The sequence below is a fragment of the Lentzea sp. HUAS TT2 genome (assembly GCF_051853195.1).
GTDB lineage: Bacteria > Actinomycetota > Actinomycetes > Mycobacteriales > Pseudonocardiaceae > Lentzea.
Genome location: NZ_CP196667.1, coordinates 1,869,047 through 1,891,408, shown reverse-complemented (window position 1 = coordinate 1,891,408; position 22,362 = coordinate 1,869,047). Strand labels below are relative to the sequence as shown.

The 22,362-nt window shown below is 67.5% G+C and carries 19 protein-coding genes; 7 read left to right on the top strand and 12 right to left on the bottom strand.

Features of this window, described 5'->3' with window-relative positions; genetic code table 11:
- Positions 1-443: 443 nt before the first annotated feature.
- The 4 genes from ACSHWB_RS09220 to ACSHWB_RS09205 all read right to left on the bottom strand — a co-directional run bounded on the left by ACSHWB_RS09220 (position 444) and on the right by ACSHWB_RS09205 (position 6,545).
- Positions 444-5,138, bottom strand: coding sequence for an eIF2A-related protein (locus tag ACSHWB_RS09220; RefSeq protein ID WP_439661666.1), 4,695 nt, complete (start codon positions 5,136-5,138; stop codon positions 444-446).
- Positions 5,138-5,623, bottom strand: a complete 486-nt coding sequence (locus ACSHWB_RS09215; protein ID WP_439661665.1) for a toll/interleukin-1 receptor domain-containing protein — start codon at positions 5,621-5,623, stop codon at positions 5,138-5,140. Before ACSHWB_RS09215 ends, ACSHWB_RS09220 begins: the two co-directional genes overlap by 1 nt.
- A 116-nt stretch (positions 5,624-5,739) precedes the next feature.
- Positions 5,740-6,222 carry an SRPBCC family protein gene (locus tag ACSHWB_RS09210; protein ID WP_439661664.1) on the bottom strand — a complete coding sequence of 161 codons (483 nt, stop codon included), beginning with the start codon at positions 6,220-6,222 and terminating at the stop codon, positions 5,740-5,742.
- On the bottom strand, positions 6,219-6,545 hold the full coding sequence (locus ACSHWB_RS09205; RefSeq protein ID WP_439661663.1) for an ArsR/SmtB family transcription factor: 327 nt from the start codon (positions 6,543-6,545) through the stop codon (positions 6,219-6,221). Before ACSHWB_RS09205 ends, ACSHWB_RS09210 begins: the two co-directional genes overlap by 4 nt.
- Positions 6,546-6,857: 312 nt before the next feature.
- On the opposite strand from ACSHWB_RS09205, the gene ACSHWB_RS09200 reads away from it, so the two are divergent.
- The 3 genes from ACSHWB_RS09200 (at position 6,858) to ACSHWB_RS09190 (ending at position 9,413) form a co-directional block, all read left to right on the top strand.
- Entirely contained in the window at positions 6,858-7,790 is a 933-nt protein-coding gene (locus tag ACSHWB_RS09200) for a trypsin-like serine peptidase (RefSeq protein WP_439661662.1), read from the top strand.
- 85 nt (positions 7,791-7,875) lie between these two features.
- Positions 7,876-8,637 carry an META domain-containing protein gene (locus tag ACSHWB_RS09195; RefSeq protein ID WP_439661661.1) on the top strand — a complete coding sequence of 254 codons (762 nt, stop codon included), beginning with the start codon at positions 7,876-7,878 and terminating at the stop codon, positions 8,635-8,637.
- A gap of 8 nt (positions 8,638-8,645) precedes the next feature.
- The gene (locus ACSHWB_RS09190) at positions 8,646-9,413 is read left to right on the top strand and encodes an META domain-containing protein (protein ID WP_439661660.1); all 768 of its coding nucleotides are present in this window, start codon (positions 8,646-8,648) and stop codon (positions 9,411-9,413) included.
- 61 nt (positions 9,414-9,474) lie between these two features.
- Here the strand turns inward: ACSHWB_RS09190 and ACSHWB_RS09185 are convergent, their stop codons facing one another.
- Complete coding sequence (locus ACSHWB_RS09185; protein WP_439661659.1) at positions 9,475-9,981, bottom strand: hypothetical protein; 507 nt, start codon at positions 9,979-9,981, stop codon at positions 9,475-9,477.
- 161 nt (positions 9,982-10,142) lie between these two features.
- On the opposite strand from ACSHWB_RS09185, the gene ACSHWB_RS09180 reads away from it, so the two are divergent.
- Positions 10,143-10,559: a DoxX family protein gene (locus ACSHWB_RS09180; protein ID WP_439661658.1), complete on the top strand. Its 417-nt coding sequence runs from the start codon at positions 10,143-10,145 to the stop codon at positions 10,557-10,559.
- Here the strand turns inward: ACSHWB_RS09180 and ACSHWB_RS09175 are convergent.
- From ACSHWB_RS09175 to ACSHWB_RS09165, 3 genes are all read right to left on the bottom strand, one after another.
- Complete coding sequence (locus ACSHWB_RS09175) at positions 10,540-11,223, bottom strand: TIGR03089 family protein (protein WP_439661657.1); 684 nt, start codon at positions 11,221-11,223, stop codon at positions 10,540-10,542. The two genes, ACSHWB_RS09180 and ACSHWB_RS09175, sit on opposite strands and share 20 nt — an antisense overlap.
- 9 nt (positions 11,224-11,232) lie before the next feature.
- On the bottom strand, positions 11,233-12,420 hold the full coding sequence (locus tag ACSHWB_RS09170; protein ID WP_439661656.1) for an LCP family protein: 1,188 nt from the start codon (positions 12,418-12,420) through the stop codon (positions 11,233-11,235).
- Positions 12,421-12,488: 68 nt separating this feature from the next.
- The gene (locus tag ACSHWB_RS09165) at positions 12,489-14,033 is read right to left on the bottom strand and encodes an LCP family protein (RefSeq protein WP_439661655.1); all 1,545 of its coding nucleotides are present in this window, start codon (positions 14,031-14,033) and stop codon (positions 12,489-12,491) included.
- Positions 14,034-14,162: 129 nt separating this feature from the next.
- Between ACSHWB_RS09165 and rfbB the strand changes: the two genes are divergently transcribed.
- Both rfbB and rfbD read left to right on the top strand, forming a co-directional pair.
- Complete coding sequence (gene rfbB, locus ACSHWB_RS09160; protein ID WP_439661654.1) at positions 14,163-15,149, top strand: dTDP-glucose 4,6-dehydratase; 987 nt, start codon at positions 14,163-14,165, stop codon at positions 15,147-15,149.
- A 5-nt stretch (positions 15,150-15,154) separates the two neighbouring features.
- On the top strand, positions 15,155-16,003 hold the full coding sequence (rfbD, locus tag ACSHWB_RS09155; RefSeq protein WP_439661653.1) for a dTDP-4-dehydrorhamnose reductase: 849 nt from the start codon (positions 15,155-15,157) through the stop codon (positions 16,001-16,003).
- Positions 16,004-16,240: 237 nt separating this feature from the next.
- Here rfbD and ACSHWB_RS09150 read toward each other — a convergent pair whose 3' ends face one another.
- The 4 genes from ACSHWB_RS09150 to ACSHWB_RS09135 all read right to left on the bottom strand — a co-directional run bounded on the left by ACSHWB_RS09150 (position 16,241) and on the right by ACSHWB_RS09135 (position 21,347).
- Positions 16,241-17,332: a glycosyltransferase family 4 protein gene (locus tag ACSHWB_RS09150; protein ID WP_439661652.1), complete on the bottom strand. Its 1,092-nt coding sequence runs from the start codon at positions 17,330-17,332 to the stop codon at positions 16,241-16,243.
- Positions 17,333-19,819: a glycosyltransferase gene (locus ACSHWB_RS09145; RefSeq protein ID WP_439661651.1), complete on the bottom strand. Its 2,487-nt coding sequence runs from the start codon at positions 19,817-19,819 to the stop codon at positions 17,333-17,335.
- A 3-nt stretch (positions 19,820-19,822) separates the two neighbouring features.
- On the bottom strand, positions 19,823-20,374 hold the full coding sequence (locus ACSHWB_RS09140) for a hypothetical protein (RefSeq protein ID WP_439661650.1): 552 nt from the start codon (positions 20,372-20,374) through the stop codon (positions 19,823-19,825).
- 70 nt (positions 20,375-20,444) lie between these two features.
- Positions 20,445-21,347, bottom strand: a complete 903-nt coding sequence (locus ACSHWB_RS09135; protein ID WP_439661649.1) for a glycosyltransferase family 2 protein — start codon at positions 21,345-21,347, stop codon at positions 20,445-20,447.
- 20 nt (positions 21,348-21,367) lie between these two features.
- Between ACSHWB_RS09135 and ACSHWB_RS09130 the strand changes: the two genes are divergently transcribed.
- Positions 21,368-22,339, top strand: a complete 972-nt coding sequence (locus tag ACSHWB_RS09130; RefSeq protein ID WP_439661648.1) for a glycosyltransferase family 4 protein — start codon at positions 21,368-21,370, stop codon at positions 22,337-22,339.
- Positions 22,340-22,362 lie beyond the last annotated feature (23 nt).

The following is a 22,362-nucleotide window of genomic DNA, read 5'->3' as shown; positions in this document are numbered from 1 at the left end:
CTCGTCCTGCTAGACGGCCACGCAGGTGCAGCCAGCCTCGTCCACAGCGCTCTTCGCATCCCAGCACGCACGGCGATTCCGGAATGACCGACCTGTCGGATCGTTGCTGTGGGTAGGCAATAGCCACGCTCATCATCCGCGTCGGGCTGCCGCTGTCCACGGCAGCCTTCACCGCGGCGGAACGAGTTTCCTCAGTCGTGCACGAGCTCTCGATGCCGAAGCCCTTCACGCGCGGTAGCCACAGGCCTTCGTGCCAGCCTCGGGGGAGCGTGACCTGCCACCGGGTTGCCTTGAAGGCCTGGCTGGCAGGAGCCGACAACACCGCGAAACCGCTCATGATGGCCACAGCCAAGAGGAACGCCCCAAAGGTCCAACGTAACCCTGATCGTGGTCCTCGACCGAGCGAACCGTTGACACCAAAGGTGATCACGCTGACAGCGTGTTCACGGTGGACTGTCCTTGCCTGAATCACTCGGCTGCGCGCGTTGGACTGGAAGTGGGCCGAACGTCTCGGCTGGCAGGCGATCGATCCCATGCTCGTCGATGACGTTCCAGCCGATCCACCGCCACGCATCCGCGCCGCACTCGATCACCTTGTCCCTCTGCCTGTTGAACACGGCGAAGTCCTTGCCGGGAAGCAAAACGATGAAGGGGGCCAATGGCTCGCCAGTCGTGGCGTCCCAGACGCGGGCGGTGCCGTCGTCGCCGCCGGTGAGGATGCGGGTGTTGTCGGGTGACCAGGCGACGGATCTCACCCAATCGTCGTGTCCGGTGAGTTTGTGGAGTTGTTTGCCGGTGGTGGCGTCCCAGACGCGGGCGGTGTTGTCGTGGCTGCCGGTGAGGATGCGGGTGTTGTCGGGTGACCAGGCGACGGATCTCACCTCGTCGTCGTGTCCGGTGAGCTGGAGGAGTTGTTTGCCGGTGGTGGCGTCCCAGACGCGGGCGGTGTTGTCGTCGCCGGCGGTGAGGATGCGGGTGTTGTCGGGTGACCAGGCGACTGCGTTCATCTCGTCGTCGTGTCCGGTGAGTTTGTGGAGTTGTTTGCCGGTGGTGGCGTCCCAGATGCGGATGGTGTTGTCGTGACCGGCGGTGAGGATGCGGGTGTTGTCGGGTGACCAGGCGACGGATCTCACGTGGCCGTGGTGTCCGGTGAGCTGGAGGAGTTGTTTGCCGGTGGTGGCGTCCCAGACGCGGATGGTGTTGTCGTCATCGGCGGTGAGGATGCGGGTGTTGTCGGGTGACCAGGCGACTGCGTTCATCTCGTCGTCGTGTCCGGTGAGTTTGTGGAGTTGTTTGCCGGTGGTGGCGTCCCAGATGCGGATGGTGTTGCCGTGGCTGCCGGTGAGGATGCGGGTGTTGTCGGGTGACCAGGCGACGGATCTCACCCAATCGTCGTGTCCGGTGAGCTGGAGGAGTTGTTTGCCGGTGGTGGCGTCCCAGACGCGGATGGTGTGGTCATTACCGGCGGTGAGGATGCGGGTGTTGTCGGGTGACCAGGCGACCGCGTTTATCCAGTTGCTGTGCTTGGCGAGTTGGTGGGGCCGTTGGCCGGCGACGGCGTGCCAGAAGCGAGCAGCGCCAGCGGTGAGGATGTGAGCGTTAGCGCGAGAGTAGACAGCTGCATTGACGCCGTCACCACTACTGGACAGTTTGTGGAGTTGTTTGCCGGTGGTGGCGTCCCAGACGCGGATGGTGTTGTCGTCGCCGGCGGTGAGGATGCGGGTGTTGTCGGGTGACCAGGCGACGGATCTCACCCAATCGTCGTGTCCGGTGAGTTTGTGGAGTTGTTTGCCGGTGGTGGCGTCCCAGACGCGGATGGTGTTGTCGTGGCTGCCGGTGAGGATGCGGGTGTTGTCGGGTGACCAGGCGACGGATCTCACCTCGTCGTCGTGTCCGGTGAGCTGGAGGAGTTGTTTGCCGGTGGTGGCGTCCCAGACGCGGGCGGTGTTGTCGTCGCCGGCGGTGAGGATGCGGGTGTTGTCGGGTGACCAGGCGACTGCGTTCATCTCGTCGTCGTGTCCGGTGAGTTTGTGGAGTTGTTTGCCGGTGGTGGCGTCCCAGATGCGGATGGTGTTGTCGTCGCCGGCGGTGAGGATGCGGGTGTTGTCGGGTGACCAGGCGACGGATCTCACGTGGCCGTGGTGTCCGGTGAGCTGGAGGAGTTGTTTGCCGGTGGTGGCGTCCCAGACGCGGATGGTGTTGTCGTGGCTGCCGGTGAGGATGCGGGTGTTGTCAAGGGAGCAGTCAATTGCGTTGATGCCGCTGCCATGTCCAGTCAAGCGGTGGAGTTGTTGGCCGGTGGCGACGTCCCAAACGTAAGCAACGTTGTCGTTGCCCCCGGTGAGGAGCCGCAAGTGGTCAGGTGACCACGTGATGACGTTCACCGGTCCCGACGGCCCCGAGAAGTAGTTGAGCTTGGCGCCTGATGGCGGCTGTCCACTTGAGAATTCAGGTGACGGCGCGATCTGGAAGTCTGCGTGCAGGTCCGGCGACGGTGTGCAGCAGAGCAACTGAGTTCGGTAGGCGTTCGATCGGTCGAAGTCGGCATCGGTGATCTCGCAGTGTCTGAAGATCACCCCCCTGATGTTCGCGCTCTGCCACTTCGACTGCGCCAGTAACGATTTGTGGAACTCGGCGTTGCTGACGTCAGCTTGTGTGAAGTCGGCGCCGGTCAGATTCACGTCGACGAAGGACACTTGCGACAGATCCGCGCTGCACATGTTCGCTTTTGCCATCGAGAGCCCTGTGAAATTCCATCCAGCCAAGGCCGCACCGACCAGGTTCACCCCGATCAGCGACTGGTGCGGGTAGCCAGCGCGGGTGGCCTGAAGGGCGTAAGCGACCGCCAATTCCGAGACCTGGGGCCGGTACTGGCGTCCGATGAGTTCGAGGGTGGCGCAGGCTGCGTCAGGGGCGGCCGCGATGGACTGTCCGAGGAAGTCGACGGTCTCCCTGCTGGGTACCGGCATCGCGAGGGGATCGAGGTGGCCTTCGTTGAGCTGCCTGAACAGGTAGCGCGCCAGGAAGTACTCGAAGAGCGAGCGGTGAGCGAACTCGAAAGTGTCGCCTTCGCGCTTGAGGAACGTCGCGGTGCGGAAGTCCGCCGTCCACAGGTCGGGTACGTGCTGACGGTAGTGGCGGCGGAGGTCCGGTCGCTGGTCGAGCAGTTCGAGCAACCAGTCGTCGAGCTCGGCCGGGTCCCAGGCGTTCTTGCCCGAACGCCAGAGCGCCGCTGCGATCTCCTCCATGAGCAGGCGTTTGTGGTCCGCGGTCAGCGTGTGCTTGCCCTCGTCCCTCGTGATCCAGCGGTTGACCACCTCGGCGTAGATGTCGACCGAGCGGAGTTCTGTGCCTTCGAGTTTCGCGTTCTCGATGAACTCGACCTGGTCGGAGATCAGCCGGAGCGTGATCGGGCGCTGTGCCAGCTCGGTCAGGTTGTGGACGGCGCGGATGGTGTCGAGGAAGCGGTCGACCCATTCGGTGTCCCGGTCGAGGTTTCCTTCCAGGTACTCGCGGATCTGCGCGTTGGTGAACGGCAACATCAGCAGCGCGAGGTAGTCGCCGCTGCGCAGGCCTTGCCTGGTGTGGCCGTGGAAGAAGTCGGCTTCGTCTCGGATCGTGCGGAAGTACTGTGTGCGGCAGGTCAGCAGCATCCGCGCGTTCGACTCGGCGGGGAGTGCGCGCCAGAGTTGACGGGTGAACAGTTGACGGTTGTGCGGGCTGAGGTGCACGAGCACTTCGTCGAGGCCGTCGAATACGATCACCGTGCGGTCTTCGAGTCGTTCGCGAACGACGTCTGCGTTCAATCTCTCGGGAGACACGCCTATCGGGCGGGTCGCGTCGAGCATGTCGTTGAGGATGCGGTCCAGCGTCATCGATCCCGACAGGCTGCTGACCTGCACGTCCCTCAGATCGAACAAGATCGGAAACGGTAAGGCCGGATCTTTCTCATGTTGCACCAGAAGATGGGTCGTGAACAGCTTTGCTGTCGTGGTCTTGCCCATGCCCACATCGCCCAGCAACGCGCACAGCCTTGGTGCGTTGGGCTCTTCCGACATCGCCCACTCTGTCAGGCGATCGATGGCGGAAAGGGAAACGCCGGTCGGACTCTCGCCTTCGCTGGCCAGCAATGACTCCTGTAGGGCGGCTTCCCGCAACCGCGCTGGGACGAGGACTGCGCTGTCCTCACCGGTCAGGATGTGCGCTTTCGCGGCCGTGAAGGCTTTGAGAACCGTCATCGGATCGTCGTCCCGGCGAGGGGAGCGCACCAGTTCGGAGTGCCCGAAGCCGTCACGCGGCTTGCGGACGATCAGCAGGATCTCTCTGATGACCTCGTCGATGAACACTTTGCGTGCCGAGGGTGAGCGCAGTTCCTCCCATGGCATGCCACGCAGGGCTATCTCGTGCTGCTGCAACGGCTTCAGGGCGACCGGGAAGTTCGGCAGGCCTGCGAACGTGACGGCGGCGAGCTTGTGGGAGCTGGAGAGGACGGCTTCGCGTTCCGGCGAATCGATGTACGCGGGGGTGATCAGGCAGACACAGACGTCGGCCTCGTCGAGGAGTTGGGTGTGGGTCTGTGCGGTGTCCTCGCCCAGGCCGACCGAGCTGGTGTCCCTGACGCTCCACTCCGGACCGGAGAGCAGGCGCAGCCTGGTCGTCAGCTGCTCGATGAGCGTGGCGGCGTTACGCGAGGCCGGCGGGTGGAAGCTCACGTAGAGCCGCAGTGGGCGAGGTTCGCCCAGTTCCCTGACCTCGGGTGCGATGGGCCGGACGATGTCGGTGACGGTCGCCTTGCCCTCGGAGTAGGCGACCAGGCTCTTCTCCACCGGGTTGCCCGCGAACCAGCCGTGCCTGTGGTCTGGGGTGGACTTGCGGGACTCGAGCTCCAGGATCAGGTCGACCTCGGCCGCAGCAGCCACTTCATTGACCTTGTTGCGGAAGTCTCGGAACGCGTCCTGGGCGCGGTCGTCGCCCTCCGGGAACTCCCCGGCGATCAGAGCCTGACGCAGCTGGAACCGGCCCGACTCGTCGACGATGTCGCTGATCGCGGTGAGGCGGGCCAGTTGCATCGTCGTCAGCGACGAACGGAGAGTCTTGATCCGGTCGGTGATCTCGTTGGGGCGCAACGGAGTCGTCATCAGACGTACCCGTTCTGGCCGAGAGCGCGGAGGCGGATCGCCTCGGTGAGACGGTTGGAGAAGTCGGTGTGGCGGTTGCGGCTCACCTCGGTGAAAGCCTTGCCGGCCAAGGAGAACATGTTCAGCTTGTCCAGGCCGCCGAAGTTGTAGGCCGGGCCAAACGGGGGCAGCGGAGACAGCTTCACCGGGAGGGGAGCACGATCCGCCGCTGCTCCCGAGAACCGCGGCAGCTCGTGCTCGCGGATGAACTCACTCGCCAGGTAGTGCGGAGTGATCAGCAGCAGGCCGAAGTCGGCCTCGTCGATGCGGTCGCGGATCGCGGGGGTGAACTCCTCGCCGCACATCAGGTGGGAGTCCTGCCACCACTCGACCTTCAGGTCGGTGAAGAGCCGCAGCGTCGGCCGCAGGTCGTGCAGGAGTGCCTCGACGGCGGACCTGTCGCGGTGGCACCAGCTGAGGAAGATCCTGACCGTTTGGGTCGTCATGACCGCCGGACAGTACGCCCCGGAAGGCCCCGGATCGAATCCCGGAACGAGAAGCGCATCGAGCGATCGAATAACGACTGCTCAGGCCGCCTCGTGTGAGGCGGCCTGAGCTGGAATCACGACAGTGAGGCCAGAACCTCGCCCAGTCGCTCGTACGAACGCCCAGCCCCATCAGACATCCCGGTGGCCAGCACCGCGTCCCGGGCCTCCTGCGACACCAGCCGCATCGTGGTGGTCATCGTCGTGTGCCCGTCCTCCTCGACGAACTCCACGGTCGTAACCGCCGGCGGGTTGTCCTCGAAGATCTCCGTGTTGACGATTCGCGAGTGAGGCGTGACCTCGGTGTACTCGCCGTACATCTCGAACGCCGCGGAGCCGTCCGGCTGCGCCCAGCCGTAACGCCACTTGCCGCCCACGCGCAGGTCGACCTCGCAGATCGGCATCTCCCAGCCGTCGGGGCCGAGCAGCCAGCGGCGCAGCAGTTCGGGCGTGGTGAAAGCCTTCCACACCAACGAGGCCGGGGCGTCGAACGTGCGCGACATCGCGATCTCGGTGTCGGACGGGAGGGTGACAGTCGTGCCGAACTTCACCGTGGTCATTTCTCGTTCTCCTTCATCTCGGTCAAGAGTGCGTCCAGGCGCTCGTAGCTCGCATCCCAGAAGCGGCGGTAGTTCTCGGCCCACACGGTGACCTCCTGGAGAGGTGTCGCGTCGAGCTGGCAGGGGCGCCACTGGGCCTCCCTGCCGCGCGTGATCAGGCCTGCCTTCTCCAGCACACGCAGGTGTTTGGAGATCGCCGGGCCGCTGATGTCGAACGGCTCGGAGAGCTCCTTCACCGTTGCCGGGCCCTCGGTGAGCCGCGCGAGGATCGCCCGGCGGGTCGGGTCCGCCAGTGCGGCGAAGGTGGCACTCAGCTGGTCCATCTCGTACCTAACCACTTGGTTATCTAACCACTGGGTTAAGTACAGCGACCGGCGCTGCGCCTGTCAACCCCCAGTTCAAGATCGACTTGCTGGATAGCGCTTTCCGATCCGGCACATTTGGCAAAGAAATAGGCCGTACGGACCTCTTTCTAAAGGGCATGGAATGCGGGCGGGGCCGAACAGAGCAACTTCAAGAAACGGGTGGACACCAGGTCAGAGGCCTCGCTACGTTCGAAAAGCCGCAAGTTAACCTCGTTTAATGGGGTATTTCGAATGAGAGCGAAAAGAACTGTTTCGTTAGCGTTTGGATTTGTGCTGGCTGTTTCCGTGTTGGTGCCGACCGCGCAGGCGGCACCGAACGGCAGCGCTGCCAGCCTGGCCAGAACCTCCGACAACAAGATCCAGTCGGCCGCCGCAGCCGAGGCGTACTGGACCCCGGAGCGCATGGCCGCCGCGATCCCGGCACAGGCACCTGCCACCGTTCAGGCCGCTTCCCCACGCCAGCCCTCGGGTCGTGCGGGCAGCATCGACGGGGTCGCACCTGCGGTGAAGGTCAAGACCGAGCAGGCGCAGGGCATCGGGACGATGCTCAACGAGTCGGCGACGGTCGGCAAGGTGTTCTTCACCAACCCCGCCAACGGCCTGAACTACGTCTGCTCGGGCGCGACGGTGAGCAGTGCCAAGCGAAAGCTGGTCCAGACGGCGGGGCACTGCGTGCACGGCGGTGCCGGCGGCCAGTGGATGACCAACTGGGTGTTCGTGCCTCGCTACCGGAACGGCGCGCGCCCGTTCGGCACGTGGAGTGCCTACCAGCTCACGTCCCGCACCGCCTGGATCAACTCCAGCAACAGTGACGAGGACATGGGCATCGTCATCATGCAGACCCTCGGCGGCAACTCGATCGCCAACGTCGTGGGTGGCAACGGGTTGCGCTGGAACTGGGGCTACTCGGTGTTCGTCACGATCCTCGGTTACCCCGCGGGTGCGCCGTTCACCGGTGAGCTGCAGTACTTCTGCCAGGGCACGACCTGGAACGGCCACGGCCAGCAGGTGCGGGCCTGGTGCAACATGACCGGCGGGTCGTCCGGCGGTCCGTGGCTGCAGGAGTACAACGACCAGAACGGGCTGGGCTACATCAACAGCGTGGTCAGTCACCGGCACGCGGACGCGAGCCAGATGGACGGGCCGTACTTCGACAACGACATCAAGAGTCTCTACGACTTCGCCGAGTCGCTGTCCCCGTGACGTCGAATCCTCCGTCGGCCGGACGCGGAGACCCCGCGTCCGGCCTTCGGGCAACCACAACACCACGACGTTCCGTCCTAAGCGCATGAGCAACCGAATCGCCCTCGCAGTCCTGGTGCTGGCCGTCGCGACGGGCTGCGGCAGCCCCTCCGCAGGCCGGGGAGCCGACCTGCAGGGCAAGGTGTACGTCTCGTCCTCCGTCTCCGAACAGGGCAAGCCGCGCGCCATGGTCGAAGGCACGAGGGTGGAGCTGAGATTCACCGACGACGGCCGGCTCATGGCCTCCGCGGGCTGCAACCAGATGCAGGCCCCGGTACGGCTCGACGACGGCAAGATCTCCGTCACCGACCTCAGCATGACCGCGATGGGCTGCCCCAAACCCGAGCTGCACCAACAGGACGAGTGGTTGTCGAAGCTGCTCGGCGCGACGCCGAACTGGAAGCTCGACGGCACGAACCTCGTCGTCACCGGATCGAGCTCGGAGATCGTCCTCGCGACCGAACAACCCGCCACCCTGGAGGGCACCTGGACCGTCGACGGCATCACCACGCAGGACGCCGTCTCGTCGGTGCCGGCCGGCGTGAAGGTCACGATCTCCTTCAAGGGCGGCACCATGACGGTGGACACCGGCTGCAACATGAACGGCGCCGAGCAGCCCTACCGGCTGGACGGCCAGACGATCAAGACCAAGCTCGGGACCAGCACCCTCAAGTCGTGCGGCCCGGTCGACGAGGTGGAGAACGCCGTGCGCGCGACGTTCGAGAACGACCAGGCCACCCACGAGATCAACCGGTCCACGCTGAGCCTGACGAACGCGTCGGGCGCGGGCCTGAAGCTCAAGAAGTAGGGCCGCACATGGGCTTCCGAGTTCTCGTCGTCGCCGTCGCGCTGATGGCCACCGGATGCGGCAGCGGATCGGCAGGAGGGAACGGCGTGCAGGGCAAGGTGTTCACGTCCACGTCCGTCACCGAACAGGGCAGGCCGCGCGCCCTCGTCGAGGGAACGAAGATCGAGCTGCGGTTCATCGACGACAGGCTCGTGGCCACTGCCGGGTGCAACCAGATGCAGGGCCAGGTGAAGCTCGACGACGGCAAGCTCGCGGTCACCGACCTCAGCACCACGGACATGGCCTGCACCACCCCTGGCTCGCAGGAGCAGGACGAGTGGCTGGCCAAGCTGCTCACCGCGACACCGGCCTGGAAGCTCGACGGCACCAGCCTCGTGCTCACCGGACCGGACGCGGAGATCGTGCTGGCGCAGGAACAACCCGCCACCCTGGAAGGCACCTGGACCGTCGAGGGCCTCATCGACAAGGACGTCGTCTCGTCCGCACCGGAAGGCGTGACGGGCACGGTCTCATTCAAGGAGGGCTTCATCTACGTGCGGGGCGGCTGCAACAGCGGCTCGACGAAGGTCACGGGCGCCGACGAGTACGAAGTGGACGGTCAGACGATCGCGTTCGGCGAACTGGTCGTGACCGCGATGATGTGCGCGGAGGACAAGATGAAGGTGGAGAGCGCCATCCTCGACACGCTCGGCCTGCGCAAGGTCACCTTCGAGATCGAAGGCAACACCATGACTCTCAAGAATGCGGACGGCGTCGGCCTGCAGCTCAGGAAATGATGCACCGGGCCTGCTGTGCCGACGCGGCGGAGGCCTGTGCAACTGCGTCAGCTGTGACGGGTCAGGACTCCGCCTGCCCGCGCAGTGCCCGCTCGACCCGCCTCGCCCGGGTCTCCTCGAAGCGCTTGCCGTCCTCCGCGCTGATCGGGACGGCGTCGTAGTACTCGCGCCCGGAGTCGATGCGGTGGATCAGATCCGTCCGCACCCACGTCAGCCTGCCGCCGAAGTGCTCGTCGTACTCGCCGCCCTGGCGCACCACCGTGTGCGGATCGTCCACCGTGTTCGAACGGCCCACGATCGCGAAGTACGAGCGGTTCCTCCAGTCGCGGTCCTCGTCCTGGACCCGCTTCGCCTGGGTCTCCTCGAAGCGCCTGGCGTCCTTCTCCTTGATCGGCACGACGTCGTCGTACCCGCGCATGGGGTCGTCGCGGTGCAGCAGGCCGGTCCGCTCCCACCGCAGGTTCGTGGAGAAGACCTCGTCGTGCTCGCCGCCCGTGCGCACGACGGTGAACGGGTTCTCCACCGTGTCCCACTGCCCCACGAGCGCGAAATAGGCGTACTGACCCATCTGACCCCCAGAAACTCGTCCTTGCTCTTCTACCAGACCTGCGAACCTAAGGACTCGCTGTTGGCTTCCTGTCGAAATCATGAGGTTGTTCAAACCTGCACTAGTTTTGGTTCGAGGTTGAACGACCTGCAGCTGAACGACAGGATCGGGGAGCAAACGTCATGGTCAAGGACATCGCCGCACTCATCGGGCGGATCGCCGTCGGCATCGTGTTCATCGCGCACGGCTGGCAGAAGTTCACCGAGTTCGGCATGGCCGGCACCGCCGGATCGTTCGACAAGATGGGCGTGCCGCTGCCGACGCTCTCCGCGTGGTTCGCCGCGTCCGTCGAGCTCGCCGGTGGCCTCGCGCTGATCGCCGGGGTGGCGCTGCCGGTCGTCGGCGTGCTGCTCGCCGCCGACATGCTCGGCGCGTGGCTCCTCGTCCACCTGCCGAACGGCCTGCTCGGCGAGGGTGGCGCCGAGCTGGTGATCGTGCTCGGCGCGGCGTCCCTCGCGCTCGGCTTCAACGGTGGTGCCTACTCGCTGGACCGCGTGCTGTTCAAGAACAACAAGGTGCTCAACCCAGCAGCTGTGTGACCTTCTCGCTGTCCCGGCGCGCGGCCAGCAGGCCCGCGTCGGGACTGGTCACCTGCACCAGGGAACCACCGGCCGCGAGCACGGCCAGAAAGCCTTCCAGCACAGCGGAAGTCGAGTTCCACTCCAGAGTGGACAGCACGCGCGGCTCGGGGCCGAGCTTCGCGCCGAGTTCTCGGGCCTGAGCGACCACTTCATCCACAGTGGACTCGGCTAGTGCGAGCGTCGAACCCGCGACCGGTTCCCACGGCATGAAGTCGTCGCCGTGCACGCGCACGTCGTCGGCGTAGTCCACCGGCGCGCCGGAGCCCAACCCCATGGGGTGCAACGAGGCCACCGCCACGACGTCCGCGTCCGCCGTGCCAACGGGCGGCACCACGGCCACCTTCGCGTCAGCGCCGGCGCCGACCACGCGGGCCCCGCACCACCAGGCGCCGAGCAGCAGGCCCACGGTCTGCCAGTGTGCGGGCAGCAGCACCGCCACCGGGTCACCCGGTTCGACGTCGTGCTCGTCGCGCAGCCAGTTCGCCGTCTTCGCGGCCCAGTTCTTCACGGTCGCGCGCGACAGCTCGACCCGCGTGCCCGCCGCGTCGTCGTAGTGCGTGATCAGCGGACGCCCCGGATCGGCCTTCAGCAGGGGCGTGAAGAGGATCTCGGTCACGCTCACGCGGAACTCCTAGTCGACGCAGGGCACATCCTGTTGCGCTGCGACGGCGTGCGCGCCGTCCAGCGAGAGCAGCTTTTCAGGACCGAACCGCGCGGGCGTACTCGGGGTCGTCGACGAGGGAGCGGGCTTCGGGGTCTCCCCGATCAGCTGCGCCACCCACGCCTTCACCGCCGCGGGGTCGACCGTCACGATGCTCTGACCGCGTTCGTTGCGGCCGTCGATGTTCGTCACCGGGATCGTGGCGAACTCCACGTTGCCCGACGCGAGGCCCTGCGCCTGCGTCGCCAGCGTCGCGATGTCGAGCTTCTGGTCCACGACCACGGACTTCGACACCGCGTCGAGCAGGCCGCTCATCTTGCCCGGATCGGTGAACGTGCCGGCGGACAGCAGCTGCTTCATCGCCTGCGACATGAACACCTGCTGCCGCGCGATGCGACCGAGGTCACCACCGGGCATGTTCCGCTGCCGCACGAACGACAGCGCGTCACCGCCCGAGATCGTCTGCGGGCCCGCGCGGAAGTTCGCACCGGAGTTCGGGTCCGACGTGCCGGCCTTCAGGCACACCTGCACGCCGCCGATCACCTCGGTCAGCAGGTAGAACCCGTACAGGTTGATCTCCGCGTAGTGGTCGACGCGCATCCCCGTCAGGTCCTGCACCACCTGCACCAGCGCCTTGCGCCCGGCCTCGTCGGACCTGCGCTCGCGCTCCTGCTGGTCGCTCACGCCCTCGGCCAGCAACCGTTCGGCGGTCAGGTACTTCACCGCGCCGTACGCGGAATTGATCTTGTCCTCGCGGTATCCGGGGATCGGGACGTACGTGTCGCGCGGGATCGAGATGGCGCTGGCCTTGCCGCCGTTGCGGGGCACGCGCATCGCGATGATCGTGTCCGTGTTCACCGTGTCCGTGCCCTCGGTGCGCAGCTTGCGCAGCACGTCGGCGGGAAGTGGCCTGCCCTGCGCGTCCGTCCGGCTGTCGCTGCCCACCAGCAGGATGTCGATCGCGCCGTCCTCGACGGGCGGCGAGTTCGGGATGTCCTCCAGCACCTGGAGGATCTGCGTGGTGTTGGTGTTCTGCTTCACCAGTCGCAGCGCTGTCCAGAAGTAGCCGGAGAACACCAGCGTTGTCACGGCGACGAGCGCTACCACCGTACGGCCGATGACCCGTGCGGTCTTTTTCGCGCGTGCGGCAGTGCTCAACGTCTGACCCTCCGTGTACTGGACTTGCGTGCTCAGCGTAACTATCGGAAGCCCGTTACGCCGGGGTTTCAGTTCACGCAGACCAGTCCGCCCGCCGTGATCGGCGGGGTGCTGCTGGAGCTGACGGCCGTCGACGTGCCGGGAACGCCCTGCGGTTCGACGTCCTCGGAGTCGCCACCCTGCGCCTGGTAGTCACCGCCGACGTAGACCTGGATCTGTCCCTTTCGGACGGACGCGTCCTCCTCGACCGTCACGCCGGCCCCGAGCTCCGCGGCGACCTTGCGCGCCGAGCCCTCCTCGCCGGTCGCGTACCGCACGACGGTGGTGTCGCTGTTCTGCTGCGCCGACCCCACGGGCCCGCGCTGGAAGCCCTTGGCCACCAACGTGTTCATCACCTGCGTCGCGAGCCCCTGGACGCCCGCCGCGTTGTAGACCTGCACGGTGATCGAGGAGTTCGGCGGCGCGGGCAGGGTCGTGGTCGTCGTCGGCGGCTTGCTCGTCGTGTCCTTGTCCGAGGCCAGGGTGGTGAGGAACTTGCGCACCTGCGCGGGGTTCACCGGCAGCACGTTGCCGTCGCTGTAGGTGTCCGTCGGGTCACCGACGGGGATGGTCTTGAACTCGAAGTTGCCGCCGACGAGGCCCTGCATCTGCTCGGCGAACGTGGTGATGTCCCAGCCGTCGCTGAGGATCACCGACTTCTGCACGGCCTCGACCAGCCCGTTGAGCTTGCTCGGGTCCGTCAGCGTGCCGGTCGACAGCACCTTCTTCGCCAGCGCCCCGATGAACACCTGCTGGCGCACGATCCGGTCGAGGTCGCCGCCGGGCAGGTTCTTGCGCTGCCGCACGAACGACAACGCGGCCGCGCCCTCGATGGTCTGCTGGCCCGCCTGGAAGTTGGCGCCGGAGTCGCGGTCGGAGGTCGGTTCCCGCAGACACACCTCGACGCCGCCGATGGCCTTGGTGACCTCGTAGAAGCTGGCGAGGTTGACCTCGGCGTAGCGGTCGATCCGCACGGCGCCGCCGGACAGGTTCTCGATCGTCTTGATCAGCGTCTTGCGGCCGGCGGCCATCGACTCGTCGCGGATCCGCTGCTCGTCGGTCACGCCCTGTGAACGCAGCTCCTGGTCGATCGTGTTGCGCTGGCGGGCGAACGCCGAGTTGAGCTTGTGCTTGCCGAACCCGTCCGCCATCTCGACGTAGGAGTCGCGGGGGAACGAGATCGCGACCGCGCGGGTCCCGTCGACCGGGATGTGCACGAGGATCATCGTGTCGGTGTTCTGCTCGCCGTCGGCGTAACCGCCGTTGAGCAGGTTCAGGACTTCCTTCGACAACGGGTTGCCCTGGGCGTCGGTGCGGCTGTCGATGCCGACGAGCAGGATGTCGACCGCGCCGTCGAGCGGCTTGGGTCCCTGGACCGTCACGTCGTCGGCGATGACCTTGGTCTTGACGATTCCGTCATTGGCCGACCGCAGCTGGTTCCAGCCGTAAGACGTGACCAGGAGCACAGCGGCGGAGAAGAGCGAAACGAAGATCTTCCCGGTGACCAGGAAAGCGCGGAAAGCCGAAGAAGGCCGGGCTGCCCCGACCCTGACCGGCAGGCTTCTGCCTTCCACTGCTGATTCCTCCCCGTACCATGCACAGCTTATGTCGTTTATAGGTCAGACGACGTGACGTTGCTGTGGGTTGCAGCGATCAGCTACGTGACAGACTGCTAGCGGGGAATCACCACGGGAGGAAATGGCATGCGCGTACTGGTGACAGGTGGGGCCGGTTTCATCGGCTCGCACTACGTGCGGGAGTTGGTGAGCGGGTCCTACCCGGCGTTCGCCGGTGCGGAAGTGGTGGTGCTGGACAAGCTCACCTACGCGGGTAGTGAGACCAACCTCGCGCCGGTCGCCGGCAAGTTCGAGTTCGTCCAGGGCGACATCTGCGACGCCGCCGTGGTCGCCGAGCAGATGCGCGGCGTCGACGTCGTCGTGCACTTCGCGGCCGAGTCGCACGTCGACCGCTCCATCGAGGGCTCGGCCGACTTCGTCCTCACGAACGTCCTGGGCACGCAGACGCTGCTGCAGGGCGCCCTGAACGCGGGTGTGGGCCGGTTCGTCCACGTCTCGACGGACGAGGTCTACGGCTCGATCGAGGAGGGCTCCTGGACCGAGACGCACATCCTCGAGCCGAACTCGCCGTACTCGGCCTCCAAGGCCTCGTCGGACCTGCTGGCGCGCGCGTTCCACCGCACGCACGGGCTGCCCGTGAGCATCACTCGGTGTTCGAACAACTACGGGCCGTACCAGTTCCCCGAAAAGGTGATTCCGCTCTTCGTCACCAATTTGATCGACGGCAAGAACGTGCCTCTCTACGGTGACGGCCTGAACGTGCGCGACTGGCTGCACGTGGCCGACCACTGCCGCGGCATCCAGCTCGTCGCCGAGGCCGGCCGCGCTGGTGAGATCTACAACATCGGCGGCGGCACGGAGCTCACGAACCGCGAGCTGACCGAGAGGCTGATCGCCGCGACGGGCCGCGACTGGACGGCCGTCGAGCCGGTGCAGGACCGCAAGGGTCACGACCGCCGCTACTCGGTCGACATCTCCAAGATCTCCTCTGAGCTCGGCTACGCGCCGCAGGTCGACTTCGAGGTCGGCCTCGCGGACACCGTCGAGTGGTACCGCGAGAACCGCGCGTGGTGGGAACCGCTCAAAGAGCGCGCCGCGCTGGCGAAGGGCTGAGAAAGTTGATCCTCGTTCCCGGTGGTCGTGGCCAGCTCGGTCACGACCTCGCCGCACTGTCCGATGACGTCCGCGCGGTGTCGTCCGCCGAGCTGGACATCACCCAGGTCACGCCCGAGGCGCTGGAAGGCGCCTCCGCGGTGATCAACTGCGCCGCGTACACCGCGGTCGACGCCGCGGAGACCGACGAGGAGCGTGCCTTCGCGGTCAACGCCGTCGGTCCCGGTCTGCTGGCGCAGGCGTGTGCCTCCCTCGGCATCCCGATGATCCACGTCTCGACGGACTACGTGTTCTCCGGCGACGGCACCCGGCCGTACGAGACCACCGACCCGGTCGGCCCCAAGTCCGCGTACGGCCGCACGAAGCTCGAAGGCGAACACCGCGTGCTGGAAGCGGGCGGGTACGTCGTGCGCACCGCGTGGGTGTACGGCGTGCACGGCTCGAACTTCGTGAAGACCATGGCAGCGCTGGAGTCCTCGCGGCCTTCACTGTCCGTTGTGGACGACCAGGCCGGTTCGCCGACGTGGTCGCACGACCTCGCGGCAGGGCTGCTCGAGCTGGCCTCGGTGCTGCCGGAGACGCGCCTGCTGCACGCGACCGGTGGCGGCCAGACCACGTGGTTCCGGTTCGCCCAGGCGATCTTCGAGGAGCTCGGCGCCGACCCGGCCCGCGTCCAGCCGTGCACCACGGCGGACTTCCCGCGCCCGGCCCCGCGACCCGCCTACTCGGTGCTGTCGGGTGCGGCGTGGGAGGCAGCCGGACTGCGCCCGTTGCCGCACTGGCGAAGCGCCCTTTCGGAGGCAGTCAGGGCCGGGGTGGTAGCTCCCCGTACCGATGCTGCGCCATTGGAGTGAGCGGTCTGGCACGGTAGTCCCAAGTACGGGAACCTGTTCGGCATGTTCGATTCCGGGCGCAAACCTCAGCGTCCCGCGACAACGGATTCCGATCGGCAGCGCTTCCTGAAGTGCGTTGCTGTTGTCACGGGCTCGCGGCAGGTGTCGATGAGCCAGCTCGACAAGTCGTCCCCGAGGCCGCGCTCTCGGTGAAGTCGTTGGGGCGTCAGGATTTCCTGACGCCCTCTGCCGCCAATGTCAGGCCCTGCTCCGCCGGTACGCCTCGACCGTGCGTTCCGCGCACCGCCGCCAGGTGAACCCGGACGCGTACGCCCGTCGTTCGGACTGCGCCTCGGGAGTGGTCGGCGCCGCGACAGCCCGAGCCAGCCCGTCGGCCAGCGCCTCGACGTCCCCGACCGGCACGTGCAACGCGTGCCCGCCGGCGACCTCGCGCAACGCGGGCACGTCCGAACACACCACGGGCACGTTGCACGCCAGGGCTTCCAGCACCGGCAGCCCGAAGCCCTCGTCCCGCGACGGCAGCACCAGCGCCGTGGCACCCGCCACGACGGACCGCAGGTGCACGTCCGACAGGTATCCGGTCCGCAGCACCCTGCCCTCGACGCCGGCCCGGCCGGGTCCGACGATCACGAGCGGTGGCAGCGAAGGATCGGACGCGTGCGCCTTGACCAGGTACTCCAGGCCCTTGCGCGGCCCGTCCGCACCCACGAACAGCAGGTACTCCGAGCCCAGTCCCAGCCGCCCGCGCAACGTCGGCGACGGCGGCCGCGAGGCGAACCAGGCGGGGTCGACGCCCAGCGGCGTCACCACGATCTTCTCCAGCGGCACCGAGAATCGGTCCGCCACCACGGAGGCGACGGCCGCGGTCGGCGTGCAGATGACGTCCGCGCGCTGCGCCGAGAGCCGGACCAGCTCCGGCAGCCGGCGATCCGACGGCGGCAGGTCATCGGGGGCGTCCAGGAACGCCAGGTCGTGGATCGTGACGACCTTGCCGGCGCTGATCGTCGGCGGCAGCACGAAGTTCGTGGCGTGCATGACATCGGTGAACCCGGCCAGCATCTCCACCGGCGGGAACGGGGCACGCAACCACATCTGGCGCAACGCCCGTGCCGAGACGGGCAGCCCGCGCGCCGTCACGTCGTGCGGCAGGATCGTGCGCAACGCACGCCAGCCGCGCAGTGTGAACGCCACCGCCCGCAGGTCGACGTCGTCCGCCATCGACGCCAGCTCCTCGGCCAAAGCCGATGTGTAGCGCCCGATTCCGGTGCGGTTTCCTAGCAGTGGGGTGCCGTCCAGCAGCACCCTGAGGGGTTTCGGGGTTCTCGCCATTTACCTGCCACCACGCGCGATTTTCCGCAGACGCCCCGTCGCCCGCTTGGCCAACTCGGTCGGGCCACCCGCGTCCAGGTACTCGCGCACCAGGTGCAGGTCCCGCTTCACCTTGTCCGCTGTGCTGAGCCCCGGTGTGCGCACCATGGGGGCCGAGCCGGGCAGACGGTCCGCGGCGGGCCTGGGGTTGCGGCAGAACTCGGCCAGTGGCGCGAGAGCCGTCTCCCAGGTGAACCGTTCGCGTACAACGGCGATGCGCTCACGGCACGCGGCCGCGAACTCCTCGTCGTAGAGCACCTTCTCCAGCGCGTCGGCCAGTGCCTCCGGGTCCTCCGGCTGCACGACCACGCCCAAACCCTCGCGCTCCACCAGGTCCGCGAACGAGTCGCCGGACGTGGTGACGATCGGCAGGCCCGCCCACAGGTAGTCGAGCACCCGCGTGCGGAACGCGAACGTGGTCTCCACGTGCTCGTAGTGCGTGGTGACACCGCAGTTCGCGTCGAGCAGCCAGTTCTGCCGGTCGGTGTAGGTCACCCACCCGTCGTTGAAGAACACGTTCGTGCCGGTCAGCCCCAACTGTGCGGACAGCGCCCGCGTCTGGCCGGCGATGTCCATGTCCGGGACCTCGGGGTTCGGGTGCTTCATGCCGAGGAAGTACAGCTTCGCGGACGGCTGCCGCTCGCGCAGGTGGGCCATCGCCTCGATCAGCGACAGCGGGTCGAACCAGCTGTAGACGCCACCGGCCCAGATCACGACCTTGTCCGCGTCCGTGACGCCCGGCACCACGCCCTTGATCGCCGGGCCGGTGCGCTGCGGCGGCTTGCCCGACAGTCCGAAGGGGACGATCCCGAGCAGCGACTGCGTCGTCGGGTCGTTGTCGTACAACGTCGGCGTCAACCGGCCGAGCGCGGCCAGGTGGCCCAGCCAGAAGTGGCGCTGCCGCTCCGACGCGCACAGGAAGAAGTCGCCGCGTTCGAGCTGCGTGTTGAGCACCTTGGTGACGGCGGCGAGGTCGAGGGCGCGCTTGTCGTCTGCCTTGTCCTTGCCCTGTTCCAGCAGTTCCAGGTGCATCGGGTCGTACATGTCGCAGACCACGATCTTGGTCGACGACTCCTTCTTCAGCTCGCCGACCATCTCCAGCGCGTGGCCCTGCAGCACGACGACGTCCGCCCACGCGACGTGCGGCGGCAGCTCCTTCGGCCGGGCGCGCTCGATGCCGAACGGGGCGTCCGGCGGTGCGCACAACGGGTTCGTCGTGACCAGCCGCACCTGGTGCTCGCCGGACAGCACGTCGGCCATGTGCCAGGCGCGGATCGCGGGGCCGGCCATCCGGTCCGAGATCGCGTCGCCGGTGATCACCAGGATCTTGCGCGGCTTGCCGAACACCTCGTCCAGTCCCAGCACGTCCACGAGGATGTCGTGCGCGGCGAGGTAGCGCGGCAGGGGATAGGCGGGCTCGAGTGCCTTGCGCATCAACGGAACCAGGTCGGTGTCCGACATCCGGCGCGCGGCCTGCTCGATCTTGCGGGACTTCTCCAGCGACGGCATCAGCTCGACGAACTGGTCGATCGCGAGGAACCCTGCGAGCGACTTGCGGGACATCCCGACGGGCTCGCGGTCGAGCGCGGGGTCGGAGGGGCGGCGGGTGATCTCCAGCTGCGTGGGATCGATCTCACCGCGTGCCGTGGCCCTGCGCACGCACAGCGCGAGCGCGGCCGGCAGCACCTTCGCCAGCGTCTCGTCGGAGAAGTTCTTGTAGAGCGACGCGAGTGCGTTGCGCTCCAGCAGGTACAGCTCGCGGCTCTCGTCGATCGAGCTCATCGACGCGTGGTGGCGGTGGAACGTGAGCGACGCCGGTTCGTAGCGGACCCGCCAGCCGCGCAGGTTGAGCCGCCAGCCGAGGTCGACGTCCTCGTAGAACATGAAGAACCGCTCGTCGAACCCGCCGAGCAACTTGTAGAGGTCGGTGCGCACGAACATCGCCGAGCCCGTGCCGAACAGCACGTCCTTCGGGCCGTCGTGGCTGCCGTCGTCGTCCTGACCGGCGTGCCGCTTGTAGCCCATGCCGAACCAGGTCAGCCCGCCGTCGACGAAGTCGATCTTCTGGCCGTCCCAGTCCAGGACCTTGCTCGCGACCGCGCCGACCGCCGGTTCGGTGTGGAACACCCTGATCGCGGCCTTGATCCAGTTCCGGTCCGCGCGGGCGTCGTTGTTGAGGAACGCGAGCACCCCGCCCGTGGCGTGCTCGACGCCGAGGTTGCAGCCGCCCGCGAAGCCGAGGTTCTTGTCCGAGGTGATGATCTCGGCGCCGGGCAGTTCCGCCTTCAGCCGTGCGGTGTCGTGCGCCTCGTTGTCGACGACGATCACCTGGAGCAGTTCGGCGGGGTAGTCCACCTCGGCCAGGCCGCGCACGCACGTGATGGTGTCTTCCGCGCCGCGGTAGTTGACGACGACAACGGACACGACGGGCAGTGAGGCTCGTTCCACGCGCTAAGCCTGCCTCATCACTCTGCGCGCCCGCAGTGTGGTTGCACAGATCAGCAGCAACAGGACAGCCAGAGGTACCCCGAAGACCCACTCGCCGGACCAGTCGTTGCGCTCGGCGAGCAACGGCCGCATCAGCGGATGCCGCAGCACGGTGGCCGGACCCGGCTGCATCCGCTTGTCCTGCTCACCTCGCACGACGATCCGCAGCTGGGCGCCGTCAGGGCAGGTGACGCGGTGCGCGAACACCGGGTTGTCCGGTCCCGGCACGTCCTCGACGCTGGTGATCACGCACGTCTGGGGCGTGGCGAGCACGTCCATCAACGCGCGGTGACCGTCGCCGACCAGCACCGCTGTGCCGGGGATCACGACCATGAACGCGGGCAGCACGAGCCACGCGGGCCCGAGCTTGCCGAGACCCCACGCGAACGCGAGTGACAGCAGGCAGCACGGCATCAGCACCGCGAGCTCGAACTGCTCGGGCACGACGGCGCCGAGCAGGATCGCGGCGACGACGGCGGCGAGCCCGGTCACGATGAGTGGTACTGGCCGGCTCACGGCCGCTTCCTGAGGTTCATCGTCACGGGGGACGCCTGTGGGCGGCAGGAGGTTCCATCGCCGCCCGACATCAGCGGCCGGCCCACTCCTGCCAGACCCTCCCGCGCGGGAGGGTGGTCCTGATCCTCAGGCGCTGGACGAGTGTGACGGGCAGCCGGAGCAGCACCTCTGCCAGCACTCGCAGGCGGAGCCCGAGCCGGAAGTTGGCCGCGTCCGGAACGTTCTTGCGGAAGGGCAGCATCGCGGTGATGGCGAGGAATTTCGCGAGCTGGGTGACCGCCACCGACGCCGGGGCGCACCGCAGCAGCATCAGCAGGCGGTTGCGCTCGTTCCAGCGGTGGAAGAGCGCCGAGCCCGGTCGCGAGCTGGCGCCGTGCCGGTGCCGGACCCGCGCCGGGCCGACCGAGATCACCCGGTGCCCGGCCAGCCGCAGCCGCCAGGCCGTGTCGGTGTCCTCGTAGTAGCAGAAGAAGCTCGCCGGCACGCCGCCCACCGCCCTGAGCACGTCGGTCCTGAGCAGCGCCGCGCCACCGCAGAAACCGAACACCTCGCGTCCGGCGAGCACAACGTCCCTGCCGTGGCCGTCCGCGGTGAGCGCCACGCCGACGGACTGCGTCGAGCCGTCCGTGAGCAGGATCGAGGAGGTCGCGGCCGCCGCTTCCGGCTCACCCGCGAGAGCGCTCTCCAGCTCGGCGAGCCACGACGGGTCCGGTGCCGCGTCGTCGTTGAGCCACGCCACGTACGGGGTGTCCACCATGTCCAGAACGGCGGCGAGTCCGCCCGCGTAGCCCCGGTTGCGCGGCAGCCTGACGACCTCGTGTCCGCTGATCAGCTCGGCCGTGCCGTCGTCGGAGGCGTTGTCGACGATGATCGTCCTATGTGGACTCTTCTGGGCTCTGAGGCCGTCCAGGCACGCCGTGATGTGGTCACGGCCCCGCCACGTCACGACCACCACGGTGCTGACTGCCGACACGGCGTGAGACGGTACGCGACGTGCCCGAGCTAGTAGTGCTGACCGAGCAACTGAACGCGCCGGTCCCCGGCGGTACCGGCCGCTACACCGCGGAGCTGCTCGCCGCGCTGCAGGAGTCCGCTCCTGACGGCTGGTCCGTCACGACCGCGGCGACGTCCCGTGCCGACCGCGTGATCAGGGTGCCGCGCCGGGTGCTGGTGGCGTTGTGGGAGCGCGGTCTGCCGCCGAAGCTCGGTCCGCACGTGCACGCCCCGACGCCGCTCGCCCCGTTGCCGGGCGCGGTCGTCACCGTGCACGACGTCGTGCCGTGGACGCATCCCGAGACGTTGACGCCGCGCGGAGTCGCCTGGCACCGCAAGGTGATCGCGCGCGCTGCCCGCGAGGCGCGCGCTCTGGTCGTGCCTACACAGGCTGTTGCGTCTCAGTTGGCCGGGTGTGTGCGCGTCGAGGTTCCTGTGCACGTGGTGCCCAACGGCGTGACGCGACTGGTCGCACCGCCTGCCGACGACCTGCCCTCGTCGTACGTGCTCGCGGTCGGCACCATCGAGCCGCGCAAGGGTTTCGGGCTGCTGGTGCGGGCGACCGAACGCCTTCGGGTGCCGTTGGTCGTGATCGGTCCGCAGGGCTGGGGCGGCGTCGATCTGAGCGCGCCGCACGTGACGTTGCTGGGCAAGGTCTCGGACCTGCGGCTCGCCTCGGTGCTGGCCGGCGCCACCGTGCTCGCGGCGCCCAGCCTGGCGGAGGGGTTCGGGCTGCCGGTGCTGGAGGCGATGGCCGCTGGAGTGCCCGTCGTGCACTCCGACGACCCCGCTCTGGTGGAGGTCGCGGGTGGCGCCGGAACCGTCGTGCGGCGGGGCGATCTGGCCTCGTTGACGGAAGGTCTGCGTGCCGTGCTGGCGGATCCACGTCACACCGTCGAGGCCGGAATCACCCGCGCGAGTGAGTTCACCTGGGAAAAGACCGCGAGGGGTGTCTGGGACACACACGCTTGACGACCGGATTAGTGCATTCCCGC

Coding starts and splice junctions, on each gene's coding strand:
- ACSHWB_RS09220 (WP_439661666.1), bottom strand. CDS start 5,138: ATGACGACTCCGTTGCGCCCCAACGAGATCACCGACCGGATCAAGACT.
- ACSHWB_RS09215 (WP_439661665.1), bottom strand. CDS start 5,623: ATGACGACCCAAACGGTCAGGATCTTCCTCAGCTGGTGCCACCGCGAC.
- ACSHWB_RS09210 (WP_439661664.1), bottom strand. CDS start 6,222: ATGACCACGGTGAAGTTCGGCACGACTGTCACCCTCCCGTCCGACACC.
- ACSHWB_RS09205 (WP_439661663.1), bottom strand. CDS start 6,545: ATGGACCAGCTGAGTGCCACCTTCGCCGCACTGGCGGACCCGACCCGC.
- ACSHWB_RS09195 (WP_439661661.1), top strand. CDS start 7,876: ATGAGCAACCGAATCGCCCTCGCAGTCCTGGTGCTGGCCGTCGCGACG.
- ACSHWB_RS09190 (WP_439661660.1), top strand. CDS start 8,646: ATGGGCTTCCGAGTTCTCGTCGTCGCCGTCGCGCTGATGGCCACCGGA.
- ACSHWB_RS09185 (WP_439661659.1), bottom strand. CDS start 9,981: ATGGGTCAGTACGCCTATTTCGCGCTCGTGGGGCAGTGGGACACGGTG.
- ACSHWB_RS09180 (WP_439661658.1), top strand. CDS start 10,143: ATGGTCAAGGACATCGCCGCACTCATCGGGCGGATCGCCGTCGGCATC.
- rfbB (WP_439661654.1), top strand. CDS start 14,163: ATGCGCGTACTGGTGACAGGTGGGGCCGGTTTCATCGGCTCGCACTAC.
- ACSHWB_RS09150 (WP_439661652.1), bottom strand. CDS start 17,332: ATGGCGAGAACCCCGAAACCCCTCAGGGTGCTGCTGGACGGCACCCCA.